This is a genomic window from Streptomyces sp. CB02980 (genome assembly GCF_014451325.2).
In the GTDB taxonomy this organism is placed as follows: domain Bacteria; phylum Actinomycetota; class Actinomycetes; order Streptomycetales; family Streptomycetaceae; genus Streptomyces.
Genome location: NZ_JACSCH020000006.1, coordinates 51,779 through 73,781 on the forward strand (window position 1 = coordinate 51,779; position 22,003 = coordinate 73,781).

General features: G+C 72.2%; 16 protein-coding genes. 3 read left to right on the forward strand and 13 right to left on the reverse strand.

What is annotated here, in order from left to right; translation table 11 throughout:
- Positions 1–87 precede the first annotated feature (87 nt).
- The 8 genes from E0F75_RS14700 to E0F75_RS14735 all read right to left on the reverse strand — a co-directional run bounded on the left by E0F75_RS14700 (position 88) and on the right by E0F75_RS14735 (position 10,732).
- Positions 88–1,395 carry an RIP metalloprotease gene (locus tag E0F75_RS14700; protein ID WP_187622986.1) on the reverse strand — a complete coding sequence of 436 codons (1,308 nt, stop codon included), beginning with the start codon at positions 1,393–1,395 and terminating at the stop codon, positions 88–90.
- Entirely contained in the window at positions 1,392–2,642 is a 1,251-nt protein-coding gene (gene dxr / locus E0F75_RS14705) for a 1-deoxy-D-xylulose-5-phosphate reductoisomerase (protein WP_187622987.1), read from the reverse strand. Before dxr ends, E0F75_RS14700 begins: the two co-directional genes overlap by 4 nt.
- A gap of 34 nt (positions 2,643–2,676) precedes the next feature.
- Positions 2,677–3,927 (reverse strand): 3-phosphoshikimate 1-carboxyvinyltransferase, encoded by a 1,251-nt coding sequence (aroA, locus tag E0F75_RS14710; RefSeq protein ID WP_187622988.1) that lies wholly within the window; start codon positions 3,925–3,927, stop codon positions 2,677–2,679.
- Positions 3,928–4,175: 248 nt separating this feature from the next.
- Positions 4,176–5,081, reverse strand: coding sequence for a hypothetical protein (locus tag E0F75_RS14715; protein ID WP_187622989.1), 906 nt, complete (start codon positions 5,079–5,081; stop codon positions 4,176–4,178).
- Between the two features lie 112 nt (positions 5,082–5,193).
- Positions 5,194–5,829 carry a PE-PGRS family protein gene (locus E0F75_RS14720; protein ID WP_187622990.1) on the reverse strand — a complete coding sequence of 212 codons (636 nt, stop codon included), beginning with the start codon at positions 5,827–5,829 and terminating at the stop codon, positions 5,194–5,196.
- 140 nt (positions 5,830–5,969) lie between these two features.
- Positions 5,970–7,892: an acyl-CoA dehydrogenase family protein gene (locus E0F75_RS14725; RefSeq protein WP_187622991.1), complete on the reverse strand. Its 1,923-nt coding sequence runs from the start codon at positions 7,890–7,892 to the stop codon at positions 5,970–5,972.
- Between the two features lie 176 nt (positions 7,893–8,068).
- Complete coding sequence (locus E0F75_RS14730) at positions 8,069–9,514, reverse strand: aldehyde dehydrogenase family protein (protein WP_187622992.1); 1,446 nt, start codon at positions 9,512–9,514, stop codon at positions 8,069–8,071.
- Positions 9,515–9,703: 189 nt separating this feature from the next.
- On the reverse strand, positions 9,704–10,732 hold the full coding sequence (locus E0F75_RS14735; protein ID WP_194480894.1) for an EamA family transporter: 1,029 nt from the start codon (positions 10,730–10,732) through the stop codon (positions 9,704–9,706).
- Between the two features lie 166 nt (positions 10,733–10,898).
- Here E0F75_RS14735 and E0F75_RS14740 point away from each other — a divergent pair, with 166 nt between their 5' ends.
- Positions 10,899–11,096: a hypothetical protein gene (locus tag E0F75_RS14740; protein ID WP_187622993.1), complete on the forward strand. Its 198-nt coding sequence runs from the start codon at positions 10,899–10,901 to the stop codon at positions 11,094–11,096.
- Between the two features lie 139 nt (positions 11,097–11,235).
- Here the strand turns inward: E0F75_RS14740 and E0F75_RS14745 are convergent, their stop codons facing one another.
- Both E0F75_RS14745 and E0F75_RS14750 read right to left on the reverse strand, forming a co-directional pair.
- On the reverse strand, positions 11,236–12,792 hold the full coding sequence (locus E0F75_RS14745; protein ID WP_187622994.1) for a PucR family transcriptional regulator: 1,557 nt from the start codon (positions 12,790–12,792) through the stop codon (positions 11,236–11,238).
- Between the two features lie 83 nt (positions 12,793–12,875).
- Positions 12,876–15,311 (reverse strand): ATP/GTP-binding protein, encoded by a 2,436-nt coding sequence (locus E0F75_RS14750; RefSeq protein ID WP_187622995.1) that lies wholly within the window; start codon positions 15,309–15,311, stop codon positions 12,876–12,878.
- Between the two features lie 321 nt (positions 15,312–15,632).
- On the opposite strand from E0F75_RS14750, the gene gabT reads away from it, so the two are divergent.
- Positions 15,633–16,967, forward strand: coding sequence for a 4-aminobutyrate--2-oxoglutarate transaminase (gabT, locus tag E0F75_RS14755; RefSeq protein WP_187622996.1), 1,335 nt, complete (start codon positions 15,633–15,635; stop codon positions 16,965–16,967).
- Between the two features lie 231 nt (positions 16,968–17,198).
- Positions 17,199–17,963, forward strand: coding sequence for a phosphatase PAP2 family protein (locus E0F75_RS14760; protein WP_194480898.1), 765 nt, complete (start codon positions 17,199–17,201; stop codon positions 17,961–17,963).
- Here the strand turns inward: E0F75_RS14760 and E0F75_RS14765 are convergent.
- From E0F75_RS14765 to E0F75_RS14775, 3 genes are all read right to left on the reverse strand, one after another.
- A complete protein-coding gene (locus E0F75_RS14765) occupies positions 17,899–19,701 on the reverse strand; it encodes a chitinase (RefSeq protein WP_187622998.1) in 1,803 nt (600 codons plus the stop codon). The genes E0F75_RS14760 and E0F75_RS14765 overlap by 65 nt on opposite strands.
- A gap of 255 nt (positions 19,702–19,956) precedes the next feature.
- Positions 19,957–20,427 carry a hypothetical protein gene (locus tag E0F75_RS14770; protein WP_187622999.1) on the reverse strand — a complete coding sequence of 157 codons (471 nt, stop codon included), beginning with the start codon at positions 20,425–20,427 and terminating at the stop codon, positions 19,957–19,959.
- Positions 20,428–20,560: 133 nt separating this feature from the next.
- Positions 20,561–21,979 carry an FAD-binding oxidoreductase gene (locus E0F75_RS14775; protein ID WP_187623000.1) on the reverse strand — a complete coding sequence of 473 codons (1,419 nt, stop codon included), beginning with the start codon at positions 21,977–21,979 and terminating at the stop codon, positions 20,561–20,563.
- Between the last annotated feature and the right edge of the window lie 24 nt (positions 21,980–22,003).

Consider the following 22,003-nt stretch of genomic DNA (forward strand, 5'->3'; position numbering starts at 1 on the left):
AGGTTGTGCGTCGGCGGGCTCAGGTCTCCGAGGTTACCGCCCCGGGGGCGGGGGGCCGGACACCACGGTGTCCGGCCCCCCTGTGGACTACGTGATCTTCACCGGGTTGACGAGGTCGGCGGCGAGGACGAGCAGCGTGAAGCAGACGAAGACTCCGGCCACCACGTACGCGGCGGGCATCAGCTTCGCCACGTCGAAGGGGCCCGGGTCGGGGCGCCTGAAGATCCGGGCCGTGTGACGGCGTACGGACTCCCACAGGGCACCCGCGATGTGACCTCCGTCGAGCGGCAGCAGCGGGAGCATGTTGAACAGGAACAGCGACACGTTGAACCCGACGAGCAGGTTCATGAACATCACGAGGATCGTCGTCGGCGGGGCCTCGACGGTCATCAGTTCACCGGTGATGCGGGCGGCGCCGACGACGCCGACCGGCGAGTCGTCCGCACGCTCGCCGTCGCCGAAGGTGGCGTCCCACAGGCCGGGGATCTTGCCCGGGAGGGCGATGACCGAGTGGACGCCGTTCTCCAGGAGGTCGCCCATGCGGTCGGTGGTCTCGCCGAAGCCGAGGGGCGCGACCTCGGTCCTGGAGGCGAAGCCGAGGTAGCCGGCGTCGACGTACCTGACCGGCTGGACGACCTTGCCGTCCTCGTCCTTCGCCAGCACCTTGTTGGCGACGAGGTCGGGGTGCAGCTCCAGGCGCTGCCCGGCCCGCTCGACGGTGATCGTCGCGGGGCCGATGGTGTCGCGGATGCGGTCGGAGAGGGTGTCCCAGTCGCTCACCGGCGTGCCGTTGAAGGCGACGATCTTGTCGCCGTCCTTCAGGCCGGCCTTGAAGGCCGGGGAGACGGGGTCGCCCGCGGCGCACTTGTCGCGCTTCTCGTCCTGCTCGATCACGCACTTCTGGACGCCCGCGACCTGGGTGGTCTGACCCTCGATGCCCAGCGTCATCATCGAGCCGAAGAACAGCGCCACCGCCAGGACCAGGTTCATGAACGGCCCGGCGAACATCACGATCACGCGCTTCCACGGCTTGCGCGTGTAGAAGAGCCGGGTCTCGTCGCCGGGCTTGAGCTCCTCGTACGAGGCCTCCCGGGCGTCCTCGATCATCGAGCGCCAGGGCGAGGTGGAGCGGGCCTCGATCTTGCCGTCCTCACCCGGCGGGAACATGCCGATCATGCGGATGTAGCCGCCGGCGGGGATGGCCTTGATGCCGTACTCGGTCTCGCCGCGCTTCTTCGACCAGATCGTGGGGCCGAAGCCGACCATGTACTGCGGCACGCGGATGCCGAAGAGCTTGGCCGTGGAGAGGTGGCCCAGCTCGTGCCAGGCGATGGAGACGAGGAGGCCGAGGGCGAACAGCACGAGGCCCAGGATGTACAGGAGCATTTCGGTCATGCGCGGGCCTCCGCTGTTGCCTTCGCTGCGAGCTCTCGGGCCCGGGCGCGCGCCCAGGTCTCCGCTTCGAGGACGTCCGGCACGGTGAGGGAGGTTCCCGCGGCGGGAACGCCGTGCTCCGCGACGACCGCTGTGACCGTATCCATGATTCCGTTGAACGGCAGCCGTCCGGCGAGAAAGGCCTCGACGCACTCCTCGTTGGCCGCGTTGAAGACGGCGGGGGCCGTGCCGCCCAGCTCGCCGACGTGCCGGGCCAGGCCGACCGACGGGAACGCCTCGGTGTCGAGCGGGAAGAACTCCCAGGTGGAGGCCTTGCTCCAGTCGAAGGCGGGGGCCGCGTCCGGGACCCGCTCGGGCCAGCCGATGCCGATGGCGATCGGGCCGCCCATGTCCGGCGGGGTGGCCTGGGCGAGCGTGGACCCGTCGGTGAACTCGACCATCGAGTGCACGTACGACTGCGGGTGGACGACGACCTCGATGCGGTCGAAGGGGATGTCGTAGAGGAGGTGCGCCTCGATGACCTCCAGGCCCTTGTTGACCAGCGTGGCGCTGTTCACCGTGATCACCGGGCCCATGGCCCAGGTCGGGTGGGCGAGCGCGTCCTCGCGGGTGACATCGGCGAGCTGCGCGCGCGTACGGCCGCGGAACGGGCCGCCCGAGGCGGTGACGACCAGCTTGCGGACGTCGGCGCGGGTGCCCGCGGCGAGCGCCTGGAAGAGGGCCGCGTGCTCGGAGTCGACCGGGATGATCTGACCGGGCTTCGCGAGCGCCTTCACCAGGGGGCCGCCGACGATCAGCGACTCCTTGTTGGCCAGCGCGAGGGTACGGCCGGCTTCGAGGGCGGCCAGGGTCGGCGCGAGGCCGATGGAGCCGGTGATGCCGTTCAGGACGGTGTGGCACGGCGAGGCGGCGAGCTGGGTGGCCGCGTCGGGGCCGGCGAGGATCTCGGGCAGCGGCTCGGAGCCGTACAGCGCCTTCAGGGCCGTACGGAGCTCCTCCACCACGTCCTCGCGGGCCACGGCGACCGCGGCGACCTTCAGCCGGTGCGCCTGCTCGGCGAGCAGCGCGACCCGGCCGCCCGAGGCGGCCAGGGCGGTGACCCGGAAGCGGTCGGGGTTGCGCAGCACCAGGTCGATGGCCTGCGTGCCGATGGACCCGGTCGAGCCGAGGACGACGATGTCCCGGCGTCCTTCGGAGACGTCGAAGGCGAGATGGGGGTCGGCGAGAGGAGAGGGGCGGTCGCTCATGCCCCCCATTCTTGCCGCAAACGCCGCGCGGTCTTCACGGGGTGTGGACGAACGTGTCGAAGACCCGGTGGAAGTCGGGGAACGTCTTCTTCACACAGCCGGGGTCGTCGAAGGTGATGCCGGGCGTGCGCAGGGCTGTGACCGCGAACGACATGACGATCCGGTGGTCGCCGTGGGTGGCGATCTCGACGGGTCCGGCAGGCGTTCCGGGGTGGATCTCGATCCAGTCGGGGCCGGTCTCGACGGTGATGCCGAGGCGGCGCAGGTTCTCGGCACAGGCGTCGAGGCGGTCGCACTCCTTGACCCGGGTGTTGGCCACGTCCTCGATGCGGACCGGGCCGTCGGCGAAGGGCGCGAGGGCGGCGAGGGTCGGCATCGTGTCGGAGATGTCCCGCATGTTGACCGTGAGGCCGCGCAGGGTGCCGGTGGAGCGGACGGTGGTGCCCGTGGCGGTGATGTCGACATCGGCGCCCATGCGGCGCAGCACGTCGACGAAGCCGAGGTCTCCCTGGAGGGCGCCGGTGCCGAGACCGGGGACGGTGACGGAGCGGCCGGGTTCGAGGGCGGCGGCGGCGAAGAAGTAGCTGGCGGTGGAGGCGTCGGGCTCGATGCCGTAGGTACGGGCGCGGTAGCCGGTGGGGGCGACGCGGTAGGTACGGCCGCCGTCCCGGCTTCGCTCCTCGCCGATCTCGGCACCGAAGTCGCGCATCATCGCGAGGGTGATCTCGACGTACGGCTCCGAGACCAGGTCGGTGACGGTGATGTCGAGGCCCTCGGCGGTGAGCGGGCCCAGCATGAGGAGGGCCGTCAGGTACTGGGAGGACTGGCCGGCGTCGAGGGTGAGCGCGCCGCCCTTCACGCCGTGGGCGTGGACGTCGAGGGGATGGTGCCCCTCCTGCCCTCCGTGCCGCAGGTCGACGCCGAGCTCGCGCAGGGCGGTGCTGAGCGGGCCCAGGGGGCGCCGTCGCATCTGGGCGGAGGCGTCGAAACGGTAGGTGCCGTGGCCGGCGGCGGCGAGGGTGGGCAGGAAGCGGGCGGTGGTGGCGCCGTCGCGGCAGTAGACGTCGGCGGAGTCCGCGCCGGGGCCGGCGGGGCGGCCCTCGATGTGCCAGGCGTCGCTCTCACGGCGGACGGCATAGCCGAGGGCGGTCAGCCCCTCGGCGAAGCCCTCGGTGTCGTCGGAGACGAGGGGCCGGAGGAGGGTGGTGGTGCCTTCGGCCGCGGCGGCGAGGAAGAGCGCGCGTGCGGTGACGGACTTGGAGCCGGGGATGTGGATGACGGTCACGGGATCATCCTGCCGTTCCGTCCCGCCGGGTGGACCCGCGTCCCGCATGGCGGAACGCCCCGTCCGCGCCGGGAACCCGACCCGGCCGACAGGCCGCTGCGCCCCGGTCCCCACCGCTCCCCGCCCCGGTCCGTGCGGCGGCCGGGAACCCGACCCGGTCCGGTCCGTGCGGCGGCCGGGAACCCGACCCGGTCCGGGCGTCGCTCCGTCCCGGTCCCACCGCTCCCCCGCCCCGGCCGTGCGGCCCCTCACCCCGAGTACGTCGGTACGACCGCCACCCCGGTCAGGAACCCGAAGACGCCGCCGGAGGAGAGCACCTGCTGCTCCCCGGTCGTGGGGTTCACCCGGAACAGGGTGCCCACGCCGTTCAGGGCATCGTTGTCGGTCACCAGCAGACTGCCGTCGGCCTCGACGGCGATCGCGTACGGGCCGACGAAGCCGCCGCCGGAGGACACGGTGGTCTGAGTCCCGCTGACGGGATCCACCCTGAGCACTCCACCGCCGAAGCCGGCGAAGGCATTGGCGTCGGCGACCAGGATGCCTCCGTCGCCGTCGACCGCCACCCCGATCGGGCTGCGCAGCTCACCGCCCGAGGTCACCGTCGTCCGCGCCCCGGTGACCGGGTGGACACGGACCACTCGGGACGAGAGGTCCTCACCGCCCAGCCTGTTCTGTTCGGTGACGAGGATCGCTCCGTCCGGGGCCGTGCACAGCATCACGGGCCGCGGTGGGGAGTCGCCCTCCCCGTCCCCCGCCGACAGGACGGTCTGCTCACCCGTGGCGGGATCGACCCGGAGCACCGCTCCGAAACCTCCGGACCAGGCGTCGGCGATCAGGATGCGCCCGTCGGCCTCGACGGCCACGGCACCCGGCGTGGCGAACTTTCCGCCGGATGTCACCTCGGTCTGTGTTCCGGTGCCCACGGGCAGCCGAAGCAGCACACCGGTCCCCGGGAAGAACCGGTCCTTGCTGATCAGGACACTGCCATCGGCCTCCAGGGCGATCCCGGTCGCCCCCTGGAGGTCGCCGGCCACGGCGAGCGTGTGCTGCTCACCGGTCACCGGGTCGATGCGGAACACCGCGCCGGCGCAACCGAAGGCCTTGGCGTCACTGACCAGGATCGTTCCGGCGGGGAGGGGCTCCAGGGCGGCCATGGCGGCTCCTCGGAAGTGGGGGACGGGCCCGTCACCGCGGGTCCGGTGGGCTGGGGACGATCGGGCTCCAGGGGGTGTCTTGCCGAGCCCGGCCTGATCGGCACGACACCCCCTAGGAGGAGCGGCCCTCGACCGGGTCGCCCAGCTGGACCGCGGCCCAGCGGGCCGGGGCTCCTTCCTGGGCCTCCACGCACAGGTAGAGGCGGCAGGTCACGGCGTCGTCGCTCAGGACGGCGAGCTGGCCGAGCCGTCCCGCCTCGGGCAGCGGCGCGACGGTCTCCGGGGCGTCGGCCAGCCGTGGCGAGAGCTCGATCTGGGCACCCTTCACCGAGCTGAAGACGCCGCCCACTTCCGTGTCGGACCCGGCGCGGAGGCCGACCTCGCTCTTGCTCGCCGCGATGACTCCGGGGCCGTCCTTGCTCTCCCCGACGACTCCCGCGCCGGTCGCCTTCGACACCCCGTGAACGCCTTCGCTGAAGAGCGTCTCGCCCCGCACGCCGGTCTCCCCGCGGCCGAGCACTCCGCACGTGGATCCGCTGCCGATCACGCCGGTCTCACCGAATCCGGCCACTCCGGGAGAGTGCGTGGACGCCTCCCCGACACCGAGCACGCCCGCGCGGGTCTCCAGCTCCTTCGTCACGTCCCGAGGGGCCGGACGGGCGTACCCGGCGACGCCGGTCACCCCCAGCCCGACCAGGCCGCTGCTGCCCTCGGAGGTCGTCTCGGCCATCGCGTCGGTGTCCGCCATCGTGGGTCTCTTTCCTGGTGTCCCGGTTCCCGTGGAACTGCCCCACCCACGCTAGGAGCGGCCCCGGACCGCGACCACCGGGGCTGCTCCAAGCGGCCGAGCCGCGAAAGGGCCACGAGCCGTTCCGCCGCGGAAGGCGGTCAGGGGACGCGGCGGTGGACGTTCTCCTCGGCCGACGGGCCGGGGGTGGCGTCCGCGATCCAGGGGCCGTCGTCGCCCGGGTCGACGATGCCCTCCTCCAGCCAGGTGTACCGGCCGGTGAGCACACCGTCGGCGACTCGTCGGTCGAGGTCGTCGGTGTTGGACCAGAGGCGTCCGAACAGTTCCTCGATCCGCAGCCGGGCCTGCCGGCAGAACGCGTCCGCGAGCTGCTGCGCCTCCCGGCCGTGGTCGCCGGTGGTGCGCAGCAGCTCGGCCCGCACGCAGGCCGCGCTCATCGCGAAGAGTTCCGCGCCGATGTCGACGATCCGGCCGAGGAAGGCCTGCTTGAGCTCCATCCGGCCCTGCCAGCGGGACATCGCGTAGAAGGTGGAGCGGGCGAGCTTGCGGGAGGTTCGCTCCACATAGCGCAGATGCACCGCCAGCTCGCCGAACTCACCGTACGAGCCCGGCAGTTGCCCCGGACCCGCCACGAGTCCCGGCAACCAGCGGGCGTAGAAGCCGCCCGCCCGCGCACCGGCCTTCGCCTTGTCGCCGAGCGACTTCCCGGGGTCGATGAGGTCCCCCGCGACGGAGAGATGGGCGTCGACGGCCTCGCGGGCGATCAGCAGGTGCATGATCTCGGTCGAGCCCTCGAAGATCCGGTTGATCCGCAGATCGCGCAGGACCTGCTCGGCGGGGACGGCGCGTTCGCCGCGGGCGGCGAGCGAGTCGGCGGTCTCGTAGCCGCGACCGCCCCGGATCTGGACGAGTTCGTCGGCGATGAGCCAAGCCATCTCGGAGCCGTACAGCTTCGCGAGGGCGGCCTCGATGCGGATGTCGTTGCGGTCCTCGTCGGCCATCTGGGAGGCGAGGTCGACGACCGCCTCCAGGGCGAAGGTGGTGGCCGCGATGAAGGAGATCTTGGTGCCGACGGCCTCGTGCCGGCCGACCGGCCCGCCCCACTGCTCGCGGACGCCCGCCCACTCGCGGGCGATCTTCAGGCACCACTTCCCGGCGCCCGCGCAGGCGGCGGGTAGCGAGAGCCGGCCGGTGTTGAGGGTGGTGAGGGCGATCTTGAGGCCGGCGCCCTCGGGGCCGATGCGGTTCTCGGCGGGGACCCGGACGCCGTGGAAGCGGGTGACGCCGTTCTCTAGGCCGCGCAGGCCCATGAAGGCGTTGCGGTGCTCGACGGTGATGCCGGGCGAGCCGGCCTCGACGACGAAGGCGGTGATGCCGCCGGGACGCCCGTCCGAGGCGGGCACCCGGGCCATGACGACGAGCAGGTCGGCGATGACGCCGTTGGTGGTCCAGAGCTTCACGCCGTCGAGGACGTACGTGTCCCCGTCGGGTACGGCCGTCGTGGCCAGCCGCGCCGGGTCGGAGCCGACGTCCGGCTCGGTCAGCAGGAACGCGGAGATGTCCGTACGGGCCAGCCGGGGCAGGAAGGCGTCCTTCTGCTCCTGGGTGCCGAAGAGTTTCAGCGGCTGCGGTACGCCGATCGACTGATGCGCGGAGAGCAGGGCGCCGACCGCGGGGCTCGCGGAGCCGACGAGTGCGAGGGCCCGGTTGTAGTACAGCTGGGTGAGGCCGAGACCGCCGTACTTCCGGTCGATCTTCATGCCGAGCGCGCCGAGCTCCTTGAGCCCGGCGAGCGTCTCGTCGGGGATGCGGGCCTCGCGCTCGATGCGGGCGCCGTCGATCCGGGTCTCGCAGAACGCGCGCAGGGTGGCCAGGAAGGCCTCGCCGCGCCGGGCGTCCTCCTCGGCGGGGAGCGGATGGGGATGGACGAGGTCGAGCCGGAACCGGCCGAGGAACAGCTCCTTGGCGAAGCTCGGCTTGTGCCAGTCCCGCTCACGTGCGGCCTCGGCGGTCTGCCGGGCCTCGTGTGCGGTGACCTTGGGCCGCTGGGTGGGGGCGGACATGGACACCTCCTCGGTCTCACTGTCCGTCGTACCCGATTTCCGCGGGTCCGGACAGGCGGGAGACCGGCCGGAGCCCCGGCCGTACGGCGAAAGGCGGCCCGAACCCCCGCACAGTGGGTTCGGACCGCCTGGTCTCGTGGACGTGCGCCGTACGAGGTACGCCGCGCGCCGTCCGACTAGAGGGCGAGGCCCGTCAGGACGAGGACGCGCTCGTAGGTGTAGTCGTCCATCGCGTACTTGACGCCCTCACGGCCGACGCCGGAGCGCTTGGCGCCGCCGTACGGCATCTGGTCGGCGCGGTACGAGGGGACGTCGCCGACGATCACGCCGCCGACCTCGAGGGCGCGGTGGGCGCGGAAGGCGGCCTGGAGGTCGTGGGTGAAGACACCGGCCTGGAGGCCGAAGTCGGAGTCGTTGACCGCGGCGAAGGCCTCGGCCTCGCCGTCGACCTCGGTGATGGTCAGGACCGGGCCGAAGACCTCGGCGCGGGCCAGCGTGACGTCCGCCGGGAGCTCGGTGAGGACGGTCGGGGCGTAGGTCGCGCCCTCGCGCTTGCCGCCCGCGAGGAGCTTGGCGCCGGCGGCGACGGCCTCGTCCACCCAGGACTCGACGCGCTTCGCGGCGGCCTCGTCGACCAGCGGGCCGACGTCGGTGGCGGCGTCGGACGGGTCACCGGTGACCTGCGCCTCGACGGCGGCGACGATCTTCGGCAGCAGGCGGTCGTGGACGGAGGAGTCGACGATCACGCGCTGGACGGAGATGCAGGACTGGCCGCCCTGGTAGTTGGAGAAGGTGGCGATACGGCTCGCCGCCCAGTCCAGGTCCTCCTCGGAGGACCAGTCGGGGAGGACGACGGCCGCGGCGTTGCCGCCGAGCTCCAGGGTGCAGTGCTTGTGGGGCACCGACTGCTGGATGGCGTAGCCGACCGTGTCGGAGCCGGTGAAGGAGATGACCGGGAGGCGCTCGTCCTTGACGAGGGCGGGCATGCGGTCGTTCGGCACGGTCAGGATCGACCAGGAGCCGGCCGGCAGGTCGGTCTCGGCCAGGATCTCGCCCAGGATCAGGGAGGAGATCGGGGTCGAGGGCGCCGGCTTGAGGATGATCGGGGCGCCGACGGCGATGGCCGGGGCGACCTTGTGCGCGCTGAGGTTCAGCGGGAAGTTGAACGGCGCGATGCCGAGGACGACACCCTTGGGGATACGGCGGGTCAGCGCGAGGCGGCCCGCGCCACCGGCCTCGGTGTCCAGGCGCTGGGCCTCGCCGGCGTTCCAGCGGCGGGCCTCCTCGGCGGCGAAACGGAAGACGGAGACGGCACGGCCGACCTCGCCGCGGGCCCACTTGATGGGCTTGCCGTTCTCGGCGGAGATCACCAGGGCGATCTCCTCGGTGCGCTCGGCGAGCCGCTTCGACACGTGGTCGAGGGCGGCGGCGCGGACGTGCGCCGGGGTCGCGGCGAACTCGTCGACGACGGCGTGCGCGGCGGCGACGGCCTCCTCGACCTGGGCCTCGGTGGGCACGCTGACCTTGCCGACCAGACGTCCGTCGAAGGAGTTCGTGACGTCGAAGGTGGCCTCGCCGGTGGCCTCGCGGCCGGCGAGCCAGAAGGCGTGGGTGGTCGTCATTGCGTCCCGGCCCTTTCCGTATCGGGGGGTGCGAGCGATTGCTCTCGTGACACGTTAGGGCCGGGGCGGCGGGCGTGGGCTTGTCCGGTGTGGAGTGATGGGTCGGAACCTCTGTCCGAATTGGCCGAAGAGAGGGTGTCGCCTCGCGGGACGGGAACGTTCAGGAGGCGCCGCACCGGAGGACGCCGGTCATCCGCGCCGTTCCGTCGAGACGATGAGACAGACGCCGCCGACGACGATCGCGCCGCCGAGGACGATGGGCCACGACAGCGCCTCGTTCAGGACGAGGGCGCCGAGGGCGACCGCGACGACGGGGTTCACGTACGCGTAGGTGGCGACGAGCGAGAGCGGTGCGGCCTGTAGGAGCCACGCGTACGCGGTGAAGGCGATCAGCGAGCCGAAGACGATCAGATAGGCGAGCGCGACCCACGACCGGGTCGAGATCTCGGCCAGGTCGAGGCCGTGGTGCTCGCCCCGGAACAGCCCGAGGGCCATGCCGGCGAGACCGCCCGCGATCATCTCGTACGCACTGGCGGTGAAGGGGTTCGCGGGCATCGGGAGGCGCGCGGAGGAGAACGACCCGACGGACCACAGCAGGGTCGCGACCACGACGAGGACGACCCCGCCGACCTTCACCTCGCCGCTGATCCCCGGCAGGGTGAGCACGGCGAGCCCCACGAGCCCCAGGAGCACTCCGGCGAGCCCGCCGGCACTCGGACGCTGCCCGGTGACGGACTTCAGGATCACGACCCAGGCCGGGACGACGGAGATGAGGAGGGCGGCCAGGCCGGAGGGTATGGAGGTCTCGGCGAGGACGACGAGGGCGTTGCCGCCGAGGATCAGGAGCAGACCGACGAGGACGGCCGACGCGAGCTGCCGCCGGTCGACCTTGAGGGCGGCGGGACCCTGGCGCCAGGCGATGATCCCGGCGAGGAGCAGCCCCGCGGTGACGAAGCGGACGCCGGAGGAGAGGAACGGCGGCATCGTCTCGACGGCGATCCGGATGCCGAGGTACGTGGAGCCCCAGACGACGTACACGATGCCGAGCGCCGCCCATACGGCCCCGGTGATCCGGCGGGCCGGGACGGTGGTGGCGGCCGCGGCGGTGGCGGCGCCGGTGGTCCCGGCGGTCGCGGTCGCCCGCGCGGGGGTACGGGAATCGGGCTCGGGAGCGGCCTGGGGTGCCTCGGGGGCCGGATCGACGGCGGGGCTTGTCATGAGCAGGAGAGTAAGGAGTAAAAGGCTCGATGACCAAGAGAATTGCCCGTATTCGGGCAGGCGGAGGCCGATACGTGGGCGGGTGAAGACCGTTTTCGGGGAATGACAGGATGTCCGGACCCCATCGCGGAAGCGGTGGAGGGAGACGACAGACAGGGGGACTCGCATGATCGTGCTCGCGTTGACCGGCGTCCTGGTGCTCGCGATCGGAGGGTGCGTCTGCGTGGTGTGGGCCGCGCGGGGCGGGCCCCGCTGGGTGCGAGGGGTCGCCGCCGTGACCCTGGTGCTCGGGAGCATGGTGCGCAACGGCAACCGACGGAGGCGCGTCGGGGGTGGCGGGGACGACGGCGGCGGCGACAACTAGGGCCCTGCGACAACGGGGCGGGAACGCCAAGGTTCCCTGCGACAACGGGCGGGGACGCCAAGGGGCGGCGGGGGCGGCGGCGGGGGCCGAACCCGGACGACGCGCGGCGGGAGACCGACGACCACCGGTCCCGCTCCCGCTACTCCGCGCCGCCCTCCCCCGTCGCCTTCAGCGCCAGCCACAGCTCCATCCGTACGTCCGGGTCGTCGAGCGAGCGGCCGAGGATCTCCTCCACCCGCCGCATCCGGTAGCGCAGGGTGTGCCGGTGGACGCCCAGGTCGGCCGCGGCCGCGTCCCACTGGCCGTGCCGGGAGAGCCAGGCACGCAGCGAGGCGACGAGGTCACCGCGGCCCGTCGCGTCGTGGTCCCGCAGGGCGCGGAGCATCCCGTCGGCGAAGGCGCGGACGGCGTCGTCGGCGAGGAGCGGCAGGACCGAGCCCGCCGCGAGGTCCTCGTGCTCGACGAGCGCCTTGCCGCGCCGCCTCGCCACCGAGAGGGCCTGTTCCGCCTGCTTGTACGCGGCGGCGGCGGTGATCGGGCCGGCGGGGGCCGAGAGGCCGATGGTGAGGCCGGCGTCCTCGGCGTCCCGTTCGGCGTACCCCTCGCAGGCGGCGACGACCGCGCCCGCGTCGCCGGCGAGGACGACGAGCCGCTGTTCGCTCTCGGGGACGGTGAGCACCGCCTCACCCGCGCGCGCGGCCGCCGACTCCAGGGCCTCGGCGAGGACCTGGAGCGCCGGTTCGCCGGTGGGGTCGCCTCCGGCGGATTCGGCGACGAGGAGGCGGAAGGGGGCGTCGAGCAGCCCGCCGTACACCTCACCGGCCACCGCGCGCGCGTGGTCCGGCTGGCCCGCGAGCATCATCTTCAGGACCGCGCCACCGAGCCGCTGTTCGGCGGCCTGGAGCGAGCGGGAGCGTTCCGTCGTGAGGGTGAGCAGGGCGATCGCCGAGTGCACCGCGTACCGCTCGGCCGTCCCGAGGGGTGCGCCGGTGCCGACGGCGAGGGCGCCGCGGACGCGCCGTCCGGTGCCGAGCGACTGGAGCTCGACGCGGTCGTCCGTACCGCCGACGACGGCACTGGCGGGCGCGGGCCGGTCGCGCAGCCGCTCGACGTCGGGGGTGAGGCGGGCGGCCCGGCGTGCCGCCCAGTCGGGCGAGACGGCGACGACGGTGCCGGAGGTGTCGTAGAGCGCTGCCCAGCCGTCGACATGGGCGGCGAGCCGGGCGACGACGGCCTCGGGGCCTTCGGCGAGCGCGGCGCGGGTCAGCTCGCGCTGGGCCTCGAAGCCGGCCGTGACGGCGCGGTACTGGTCGGCGGAGATGGCCGCGGACACGGCCTTGCTGATGGCGAGGAAGGGGGTGCGGCGCGGTACTTCGAGGAGGGGCAGGTGCTCGTCGCGGGCGGCGTCGAGCAGGGCGGGCGGGATCTCGTCGTAGTTGACGCCGACGGCGAAGCCGAGCCCGACGACCCCCGCACCGAGCAGCCGCCGCACGTAGCGGCGCATCGCCTCCAGGTCCTCCGCGTCGAGGGTGAGCGCGGTGGTGAGGAGCAGCTCGCCGCCCTCCATGTACGGGACGGGGTCGGTGAGCTCGCTGACGTGCGCCCAGCGGACGGGGGTGTCCAGACGGTCCTCCCCCGCCCGGACGACGAGCTTCAGGGAGGAGTGCTGGACGAGGGAGGCGAGGGTGGGCGGCATTGGGGACCGTCGGACCTTTGAGCGAGGGGTCGCCGCTCAGCCGAGCGGCGACCCCGATTGTGCCAGGGCGGCGGGGTGGCCGCTCAGCCTCGCAGGTCGACGAGCATGGGCGGCACCTGCTCGCCGCGCACATGGCTCAGAGAGAGGACGGCATGGCCGGGAGGTACGGCGTGAGCGAGGTCCGAGGCGGACCAGCGCTGCCGCTCCACCTCTCGTACGGTGACGGCCTCGGTGGTCACGGCCTTGCCCGTCACCAGCTTGCGCAGGGCGTGGATGGCCCTGGTCATCGGCTGATCGGCGAAGACGGTGTGATGGGCCACCTCGGTCATCTCCACGCGTTCGGTGCCCCATGCCTCGGCGAAGGCCCTCCCGTCCCAGGTGGGGAGCCCATAGAAGGCCATCCGGCAGCCGACGATCGCGAGGAGCGGCCCGTGCAGTGCCTCAGGCACCTCTGCGAGGGTGCGGAGGGCCAGCACGACACCCGCGTTCTGCGTGCGCAGCCGCTGAAGAGCCCGCAGCGTGCCGGGCGTGACCGCGCCCGCCGCGTCGTCGAGCACCAGACACGCGAAGTTCCCCCGTCCCGCACGTCCTCGTGTGATGTGCTGGAACTGGGCGAGCAACAGCCGATTGAGCAGGCGCTCCGCCTCCTCATGGCCACCGTCCGGCAGGCTGACCCGCACCCGAATCGGATGCTGGGCGACGGCCCGCAGAGAGAAGGACCTCGCTTCTTCCCCTCCGCCGAAGAACTCTGCGAAGGCGGGCCGGTCGAGGGCCGCAAGCCGATCGGCGAGCACGGGGCCCAGGTCGTTCGTGGTGCCGACCTGGCGGAGCCGGGACTCCAGCTCGCGGCGCATCGCCTGCGCGCCGTCGGCCGGCAGCAGGTCGAGCAGCGCCTGCAAGGTCTCAGGGCGGGCCTCGAGCAGCTCCCGCAGGACAGGCACGGTCGGGAAGCGCCCGTAGGCGACCCGGTACGGGCCCAGGATCTGGGCGAGCACGGTCGCGGCTCGTCGCGTCTCCATGCCCTCCATGTCACCGACCAGCCCTTCGGCCAGGCAAGCGGCTGCCTCGTCCGGGTCGGTGGCTCCGGCGTACAGGTCCAGGTCGTACCGGGAGGCGGGGTCGCCGAGCCGGATCACGACGTCATACGCCCCGTCGGGGCCGAGCCGGGTTCCGGCCGAGCCGACAGCGACGACGGCGCAGGCACCGGTGAGGGCCTGGAGGCACAGCGACTCGACCACGGGCGCGACCAGGGAGCGGGTCTTGCCCGCTCCGGAAGGGCCGACCGCCAGGAGTGAGGTACCGAGGAGCTCGGGATCGAGCGCGAGACCCGCGCCGTGATAGTCACGTGAGCCGCGCTCGGCGGCCACCCACTTGCCCACTCGAACCTGGCCCAGGAGCAGGTCGTGGGAAGCCGAACGGTTCGGCAGATCGCGGTCGCCCGACGGGTGCGCGCTGGCAGCGGCGCCCTGGCGGAGGAGCACATCGACGAAGGCGGCCGGGCGGACGGCATCCCGATCACCGGCCTCCCAGAGGCGGCGCACCCGTGCGCAGTCGACGTCGTTCATCCGCCCGCCGGCCAGTTCACCGGTGAGCATGTCCGCAGCTCGGTGCTCACCCACGGCCCGCAGCTCGGGCCATTGCGAGCGGGGGATTCCCGGGCTGCTCGGAGGGGTGGGGGCCGGGGCGGCGCCGGGGGCGCCCCCGGAACGCCATCGCCGGAAAAGGCTCTCCCAGTCGCCGACCCGCGCACACGGCCAGACGACCAGCGCCGCGCTCAGTACGTACACGGCGTAGATGACGAACGGCGAACCGGCGATGTGCCAGCCGCCGGTGACAAGGGCGATGAGGTAGAGGATCGGGTTGACGACCGGTACCGCCGACCAGCCGAGGTGAAGGGCCTCGGGCAAGACGGCTGCCAGACCGATGAGGGCCCCCACACCCGCGAGCGCGGCGCGCACCGGCGGACGGCGCCGATCGAGGTAGTAGCGGACGATCCTGCCCCAGGAGCCGAGGACGCCGACCACCCACACGAGGCCGAAGAAGACGACAGCGTCGAAGATCGTGTGGACTGCGACGCCTTGCCAGTCCTTCGCCGTGGCGCCAAGGCCGCTCCACCAGTCGTTCGGAGTGAAGGTCCGCATCACGAAGGCCGCGTACGGCAAGTTGTCATTGCGGTAGGCCAACCAGATGAACAGTCCGACCATCAGAGGGATCAACATCCCGAGCAAGGTGATGGGCCTGATGCTCGTGACCTCCGCAGGCGGCGGAACATGCCGAAGCCGCCAGACACCGAGACCCGCCTTCGGGCGCGGAGCGTCCAGCCACTCGACGACGGGCGAGGAAGCCGGCGCCGCGGCCTGCGCAGGGGCCCGGGACGGCAGAGGCGGGACGCTCGGCGGCGGCGGTCCGAGTCTCGGGCCGACCCTTCGAGCGGGGGGCACCTCGGGGGCGGTTGCCCTCACCGGCGGCACCGCGCCCCCCTTGGTGTCGCGTGACTCGTACGTGCCATCGGTCTCCATGAACCCCTGCCCCCTGACCAGCCAGGTCGCCGCGTCTGTGCCACCGTCAATCTAGTGGGCCTGGAGCCCCCGGGAGGGGATTCGACCACCCGTACGGCCGAGACCCCGGCTTGCGGCGGCTGGTCCGGGCCAGAGTCCACCAAGTCCTGGCCACGACACGTCCCAGGGCTCCCCCTCGCCCCGCCCCACCCCCGCCCTGTCCATCCCGGACAACGACACACCCCCCACCACTCCCGATCGGCGCATGCCCCCACCCCTCCCCCGCGCCTAGCCTGCGGAGGAAACCCGCAAGTGCGTCCAGAACACCCCCAGGAGCCCCGCATGAACGCTGTCCCGCAGGAGCGGCGCATCGTCACCGCCATCCCCGGTCCGAAGTCGCAGGAGCTTCAGGCCCGCCGTCTCGACACGGTCGCCGGTGGCGTGGGCTCCACGCTCCCCGTCTTCACCAAGCGGGCCGGTGGCGGCATCATCGAGGACGTCGACGGCAACCGCCTGATCGACTTCGGTTCCGGCATCGCCGTGACCTCGGTCGGCGCCTCCGCCGAGGCCGTCGTGCGCCGCGCCTCCGCGCAGCTCCAGGACTTCACCCACACCTGTTTCATGGTGACGCCGTACGAAGGTTACGTGGAGGTCTGCGAGGCGCTCGCCGAGCTGACCCCGGGCGACCACGCCAAGAAGTCCGCGCTGTTCAACTCCGGCGCCGAGGCCGTCGAGAACGCGGTCAAGATCGCCCGTTCGTACACCAAGCGCCAGGCCGTCGTCGTCTTCGACCACGGCTACCACGGCCGTACGAACCTCACGATGGCGCTGACGTCGAAGAACATGCCGTACAAGCAGGGCTTCGGTCCGTTCGCGCCCGAGGTCTACCGCGTGCCGGTGGCCTACGGCTACCGCTGGCCCACCGGCCCGGAGAACTGCGGCCCCGAGGCCGCCGCCCAGGCGATCGACAACATCACCAAGCAGATCGGCGCCGACAACGTCGCCGCGATCATCATCGAGCCGGTCCTCGGCGAGGGCGGCTTCATCGAGCCGGCCAAGGGCTTCCTGCCGGCGCTCGTGAAGTTCGCCAACGACAACGGCATCGTCTTCGTCGCCGACGAGATCCAGTCCGGCTTCTGCCGTACCGGCCAGTGGTTCGCGTGCGAGGACGAGGGCATCGTCCCGGACCTCATCACCACCGCCAAGGGCATCGCGGGCGGTCTGCCGCTCGCCGCCGTCACCGGCCGCGCCGAGATCATGGACTCCGTCCACGGTGGCGGTCTGGGCGGCACCTACGGCGGCAACCCGGTGGCCTGCGCCGGCGCGCTGGGCTCCATCGAGACGATGAAGGAGCTCGACCTCAACGCCAAGGCCCGGCGCATCGAGGAGGTCATGAAGGCCCGCCTCACCGCCATGCAGGAGAAGTTCCCGGCCATCGGTGACATCCGCGGCCGCGGCGCCATGATCGCCATCGAGCTGGTCAAGGACCGCGAGACCAAGGAGCCGTACGCGGAGGCCGCCGCCGCGCTGGCGAAGGCCTGCCACGCCGAGGGCGTGCTGGTCCTGACCTGTGGCACCTACGGCAACGTGCTGCGCTTCCTCCCGCCGCTGGTCATGGGCGAGGACCTGCTGAACGAGGGCCTCGACGTCATCGAGAACGCGTTCGCCCAGATCTGACAGCAGATCTGACAGCAGGTCCGGAAGCAGGTCTGACAGCGGGCCCGACCGTCGATCCGGCGGCGGGCCCGCGGCAGATCCGGACACGAGCCGGAGTTCGGGCAAGAGTTCGGACCGGAGTTCGGATCCGACCTCGGATCTGACACTCCGTGTGAAGACTGTGTGGGGGGCCGATGGCGGGACGCGTTTCCGGCTGTCGGTCCCCCCTTCTCTGACGTACGGTTTCTGCAGATGAGAGAAACACCCCGGGCGGAGCCTCCCCAGCCCCGCCCACACCGTGCCGTCGCGCACACCCCTGGAGCCTCGTGCTCCGGAACTCCTCACCGATCGGACGGCCGCCCGCCCCACACCCCCCGGGGCGTGCGGCGATCCGATCCTCTCGGCCGCTCTGGAACCACCCCCCCTGTTCCAGGGCGGCCGGCTCTCTTCTCGGCGCTCGTCGCCCTCGCCGTCGTGACCTGGCAGGTGCTCGTCCACGGCCCCTTGGCCAGGCTCGACGAGCGGGTGTCCCGGGCCGTGGTGGACTCGGTCCCCCGCCCCCTCTCCGAACTCGCCGCCGACCTCGGCAACATGACCGTCGCCCTCCCCGTCCTCGCCTGCGCGATGGCGTACGCGGTGTGGCGCGGCCGACGGCTCGCCGCCCTGTACGCGGGTCTCGCCATGGCCGTCGTCCCCCTGCTCGTGATCCCCCTCAAGGAGTGGACGGCCCGCCCCGGCCCGCTGGAGCCCTGGGCGCACGGCTACTACCCGTCGGGCCACACGGCCACGGCGACGGTCGCCTACTTCGGCGCGGCCTTCCTGGTCTCGAAACGCCTGATCCCCGTCGCCGCCGTGCTGACGGCGGTGACGGGGACCGGTCTGGTGCTGCGGGGCTTCCACTGGCCGCTCGACGTGCTGGCCAGTCTCTGCCTCTCGCTGCTGATCCTGGCGGTCAGCTCCAGTTGTACGCGTCGAAGTTGTTCGAGAACTGCCACTGGTTGTAACGGTCCCAGTTGATCGACCAGGTCATCAGGCCGCGCAGGGCCGGCCAGGTGCCGTGGGTCTGGTAGGTGCCGCAGTTGGTCTTCCTGGTCAGGCAGTCCAGGGCCTTGTTCACCTCGGCCGGGGCCGTGTGGCCGTTGCCCGCCTGGGTGGAGGCCGGGAGGCCGATCGCGACCTGTTCGGGGCGGAGGGCCGGGAAGACGCGGTCGGTGTTGCCCGCGACCGGGAAGCCGGTGAGCAGCATGTCGGTCATCGCGATGTGGAAGTCGGCGCCGCCCATCGAGTGGTACTGGTTGTCGAGGCCCATGATGGAGCCCGAGTTGTAGTCCTGGACGTGCAGCAGGGTGAGGTCGTCGCGCAGGGCGTGGATGACCGGCAGGTAGGCGCCCGCGCGCGGGTCCTGGCCGCCCCAGGGACCGGAGCCGTAGTACTGGTAGCCGAGCTGGACGAAGAAGGTCTCCGGGGCCATGGTCAGGACGAAGTTCTGGCCGTACTTGGCCTTGAGGGTCTTGACCGCCTGGATCAGGTTGACGATGACCGGGCTGGTCGGGTTCCGGAAGTCGGTGTCGCCGGTCTGGAGGGACAGCGAGTGGCCCTCGAAGTCGATGTCGAGGCCGTCGAGGCCGTACTCGTCGATGATCTTCGAGACGGAGGAGACGAACGTGTCACGGGCGGCGGTGGTGGAGAGCTGCACCTGGCCGTTCTGGCCGCCGATCGAGATCAGGACCTTCTTGCCGGCGGCCTGCTTGGCCTTGACGGCCGCCTTGAAGTCGGCGACCGACTCGACATTCGGGCACTCCGTCGCCGGGCACAGGCTGAAGCGGATGTCGCCCGAGGTCACCGAGGTCGGCTCGCCGAAGGCGAGGTTGATGACGTCCCAGGAGGCGGGGACGTCGGCCATCCGGGTGTAGCCGGAGCCGTTGGCGAAGCTGGCGTGGAGGTAGCCGACGAGGGCGTGCGCGGGCAGGCCGGGGTTGCCCGGGTTGCCGCCGCTGGTCGTCGTCGCGCTCACGGTGGCCGACTTCGGGGACTCTCCCGCGCTGTTCACGGCGCTGACCTGGAAGGTGTACGCGGTGGAGGCGGTGAGTCCGGTGACGGTGGCCGAGGTGCCGCCGACCGTCTGGACCTTGGTGGTCCCCCGGTAGACGTTGTAGGAGGTGGCGCCGGAGACCGCGGACCAGGTCAGCGGGACGGTGGTGGAGGTCGGGGAGCCCGCCGCGAGGCCGGTGGGGGCGGCCGGGAGCTGGACCGGGTCGCCGCCGGGGCCGAAGAGGGAGAGGTCGTCGGCCTGGTAGGCGGGGGTGCCGTACCAGCCGTGGGTGTAGATCGTGACGGAGGTCGTCGAGGCGCCCGTCGTGAACGTGGTCGCGAGCCGCTGCCAGTCGGGGGCGGAGCCCGTCCAGGTGGAGACGTCGGTGGTGCCCGTACCGGTGGCACCGAGGTAGACGTAGCTGCCGCGCACCCAACCACTGAGCGTGTAGGCGGAGTTGGGCTTGACGGTGACGGTCTGGGAGCAGCGGGCGTTGTCGCTGCCGGCGGGGGTCGCCTGGAGTGCCTTCGTACCGCTGTGGGTGGGGGTGGAGACGACGGCGCCGCTGCCGGCGGTGCAGGTCCAGCCGTCGAGGCCGGCCTCGAAGCCGCCGTTGCGGGCGAGTTCGGCGTCGGCGGCCTGGGCGGTCGGGCCGAGTGCGGCGAGCCCTCCGGCGGCGAGGACGCCCGCGAGGAGCAGGGTGAGAGGTCTGGCGCGGTCCACAACTGCCTCCGGGGATGGGGGAATCGAGGTGGGAGCGCGCCACAGCATGGTCCAGACCAATCAAGTGGTCAAGACCTCTGTACCCGACGTCCGCACGGCGGACGAACCGATCCGCCCACCGTACGGACCACACCCCTCCGGTCCGCCCACCGCACGAATCGCATCCCTCGGGTCCGGCCACCGCACGGCCCACCTCCATCCGCCCACCGCACGGACCACACCCCTCCGCGCCGTGGCCCGTGCGGGCCGCCCGGGCTACGGGGTTCCTCCCGCCCGCCCGATCTGCCCCGCCGCCTCGTGCATCGCCAGCTCCAGGAGCGAGGCGTCGGTGAGGGTGCCCGCGCCGTCCGGCGCCACCAGCCAGCGCACCCCGCCGGTCGCCCGGCCCGGGTACGGGACCACGATCCAGGTCCCGGCGCCCGCGCCGCGCACCCCGGTGCCGAGCCAGCGGGTCACGGTGCCCGGCGGGACGAAGAAGCCCATCCGGGCGTCGCCGAAGTCGGCGAGGACCGGGCCCGGCCGGCCCACCAGGCGGGTCAGGACGTCGAGGGTGGGATAGCCGAGCTCCGCCGGCAGGATCAGGACGTCCCAGCGCCTGCCGGCGGGCAGCAGCGCGACCCCGTGCGGGTTGCGCTCCCACTCCCACCGGCAGGCGTCGGGATCGGGTGCGACCGAAACCAGCCACTCCACCGCGCTCTTGGCGCCCGAGGCCCCCGTACCAGTCATCGCAACGGTCTCCTTCCGTGTGGACACGGTGTCCGTACGGAGAGAGCGATTCGGGCGGCTGCTCTTACGCGGTTTCAGCTACCCATCAGTTGTGATGTAGGTCACATGCTGAGCCTCGGGAGGCCCTGGAGTCTCAGCTGTCGAAGCCGAGGCCCATCCGGTCCATCGCCTTCAGCCACAGGTTCCGGCGGCCGCCGTTCTCGTCGGCGCGCGCCATCGCCCACTTGGTGATGCCGATACCGGCCCAGGCGATCGGCTCGGGCGGGAACGGCAGCGGCTTGTGGCGGACCATCTCGAGCGCGGTGCGCTCGGTCCGCTCCCCCGCGAGCAGGTCCAGCATCACGTCGCCGCCGAAGCGGGTGGCGCCGACACCGAGGCCGGTGAACCCGGCCGCGTACGCCACCTTGCCCTGGTACGCCGTACCGAAGAAGGCCGAGAAGCGGGAACAGGTGTCGATCGCGCCGCCCCAGGCGTGGCTGAAGCGCAGCCCCTCCAATTGCGGGAAGCAGCGGAAGAAGTGCTCGGCGAGCTTGAGATAGGTCTCCGGACGGTGGTCCATCTCGGCGCTGACCTTGCCGCCGAAGGGGTAGACCGCGTCGTAGCCGCCCCAGAGGATGCGGTGGTCGGCGGTGATCCGGAAGTAGTGGAACTGGTTGGCGGAGTCGCCGAGTCCCTGCCGGTTCTTCCAGCCGACGGAGGCGAGCTGCTCGGGGCTGAGCGGCTCGGTCATCAGGGCGTAGTCGTAGACCGGGACGGTGTACGCGCGCACGCGCTTGACCAGCGACGGGAAGACGTTGGTGCCGAGGGCGACCCGGCGGGCGAGGACACGGCCGTACGGGGTGCGGACGCCCATGCCGGCGCCGACGGAGACGAGGTCGAGGCCGGGGGTGTTCTCGTAGATCCGTACGCCCAGGTCCAGGCAGGCCCGCTTGAGGCCCCAGGCCAGCTTGGCGGGGTTCAGCATGGCGACGCCGCGGCGGTCCCAGAGACCGCCGAGGAAGGTCGGCGAGTCGACCTCGGCCCGGACGGCGTCCTGGTCGAGGAGTTCCAGGCCGTCCGCGAGACCGAGCCGGTCGATCTCCTCGTACATCTCGTGGAGTTCGTCGAGCTGGTACGGCTCGGTGGCGACGTCGATCTCTCCGGTGCGCTCGAAGTCGCAGTCCAGGGAGTAGCGGGCGACCGCCTCCTCGATGCCGTCGAGGTTGCGCTCGCCGAGCTCCTCCAGCTTCGGCAGTTCGCCCGGCCAGCGGGCGAGCCCGTTGCCGAAGCCGTGCGTGAGGGAGGCGGCGCAGAAGCCTCCGTTGCGGCCCGAGGCGGCCCAGCCCGCCTCGCGGCCTTCGATCAGTACGACATCCCGGGCGGGGTCGCGCTCCTTGGCGAGGAGCGCGGTCCACAGTCCGCTGTAGCCGCCGCCGACGACGAGGAGATCGCACTTCTCGGTGCCGGTGAGGGCGGGCAGGGCGCCGGGCTTGCCCGGGTCTTCCAGCCAGAAGGGGACGGGCTGGGCGTCGGAGAGAGATTGTGCAGCGAGACGCATGGCGACTGGGGCCATGGTTTCCAACTCCTTCGGTGCCTG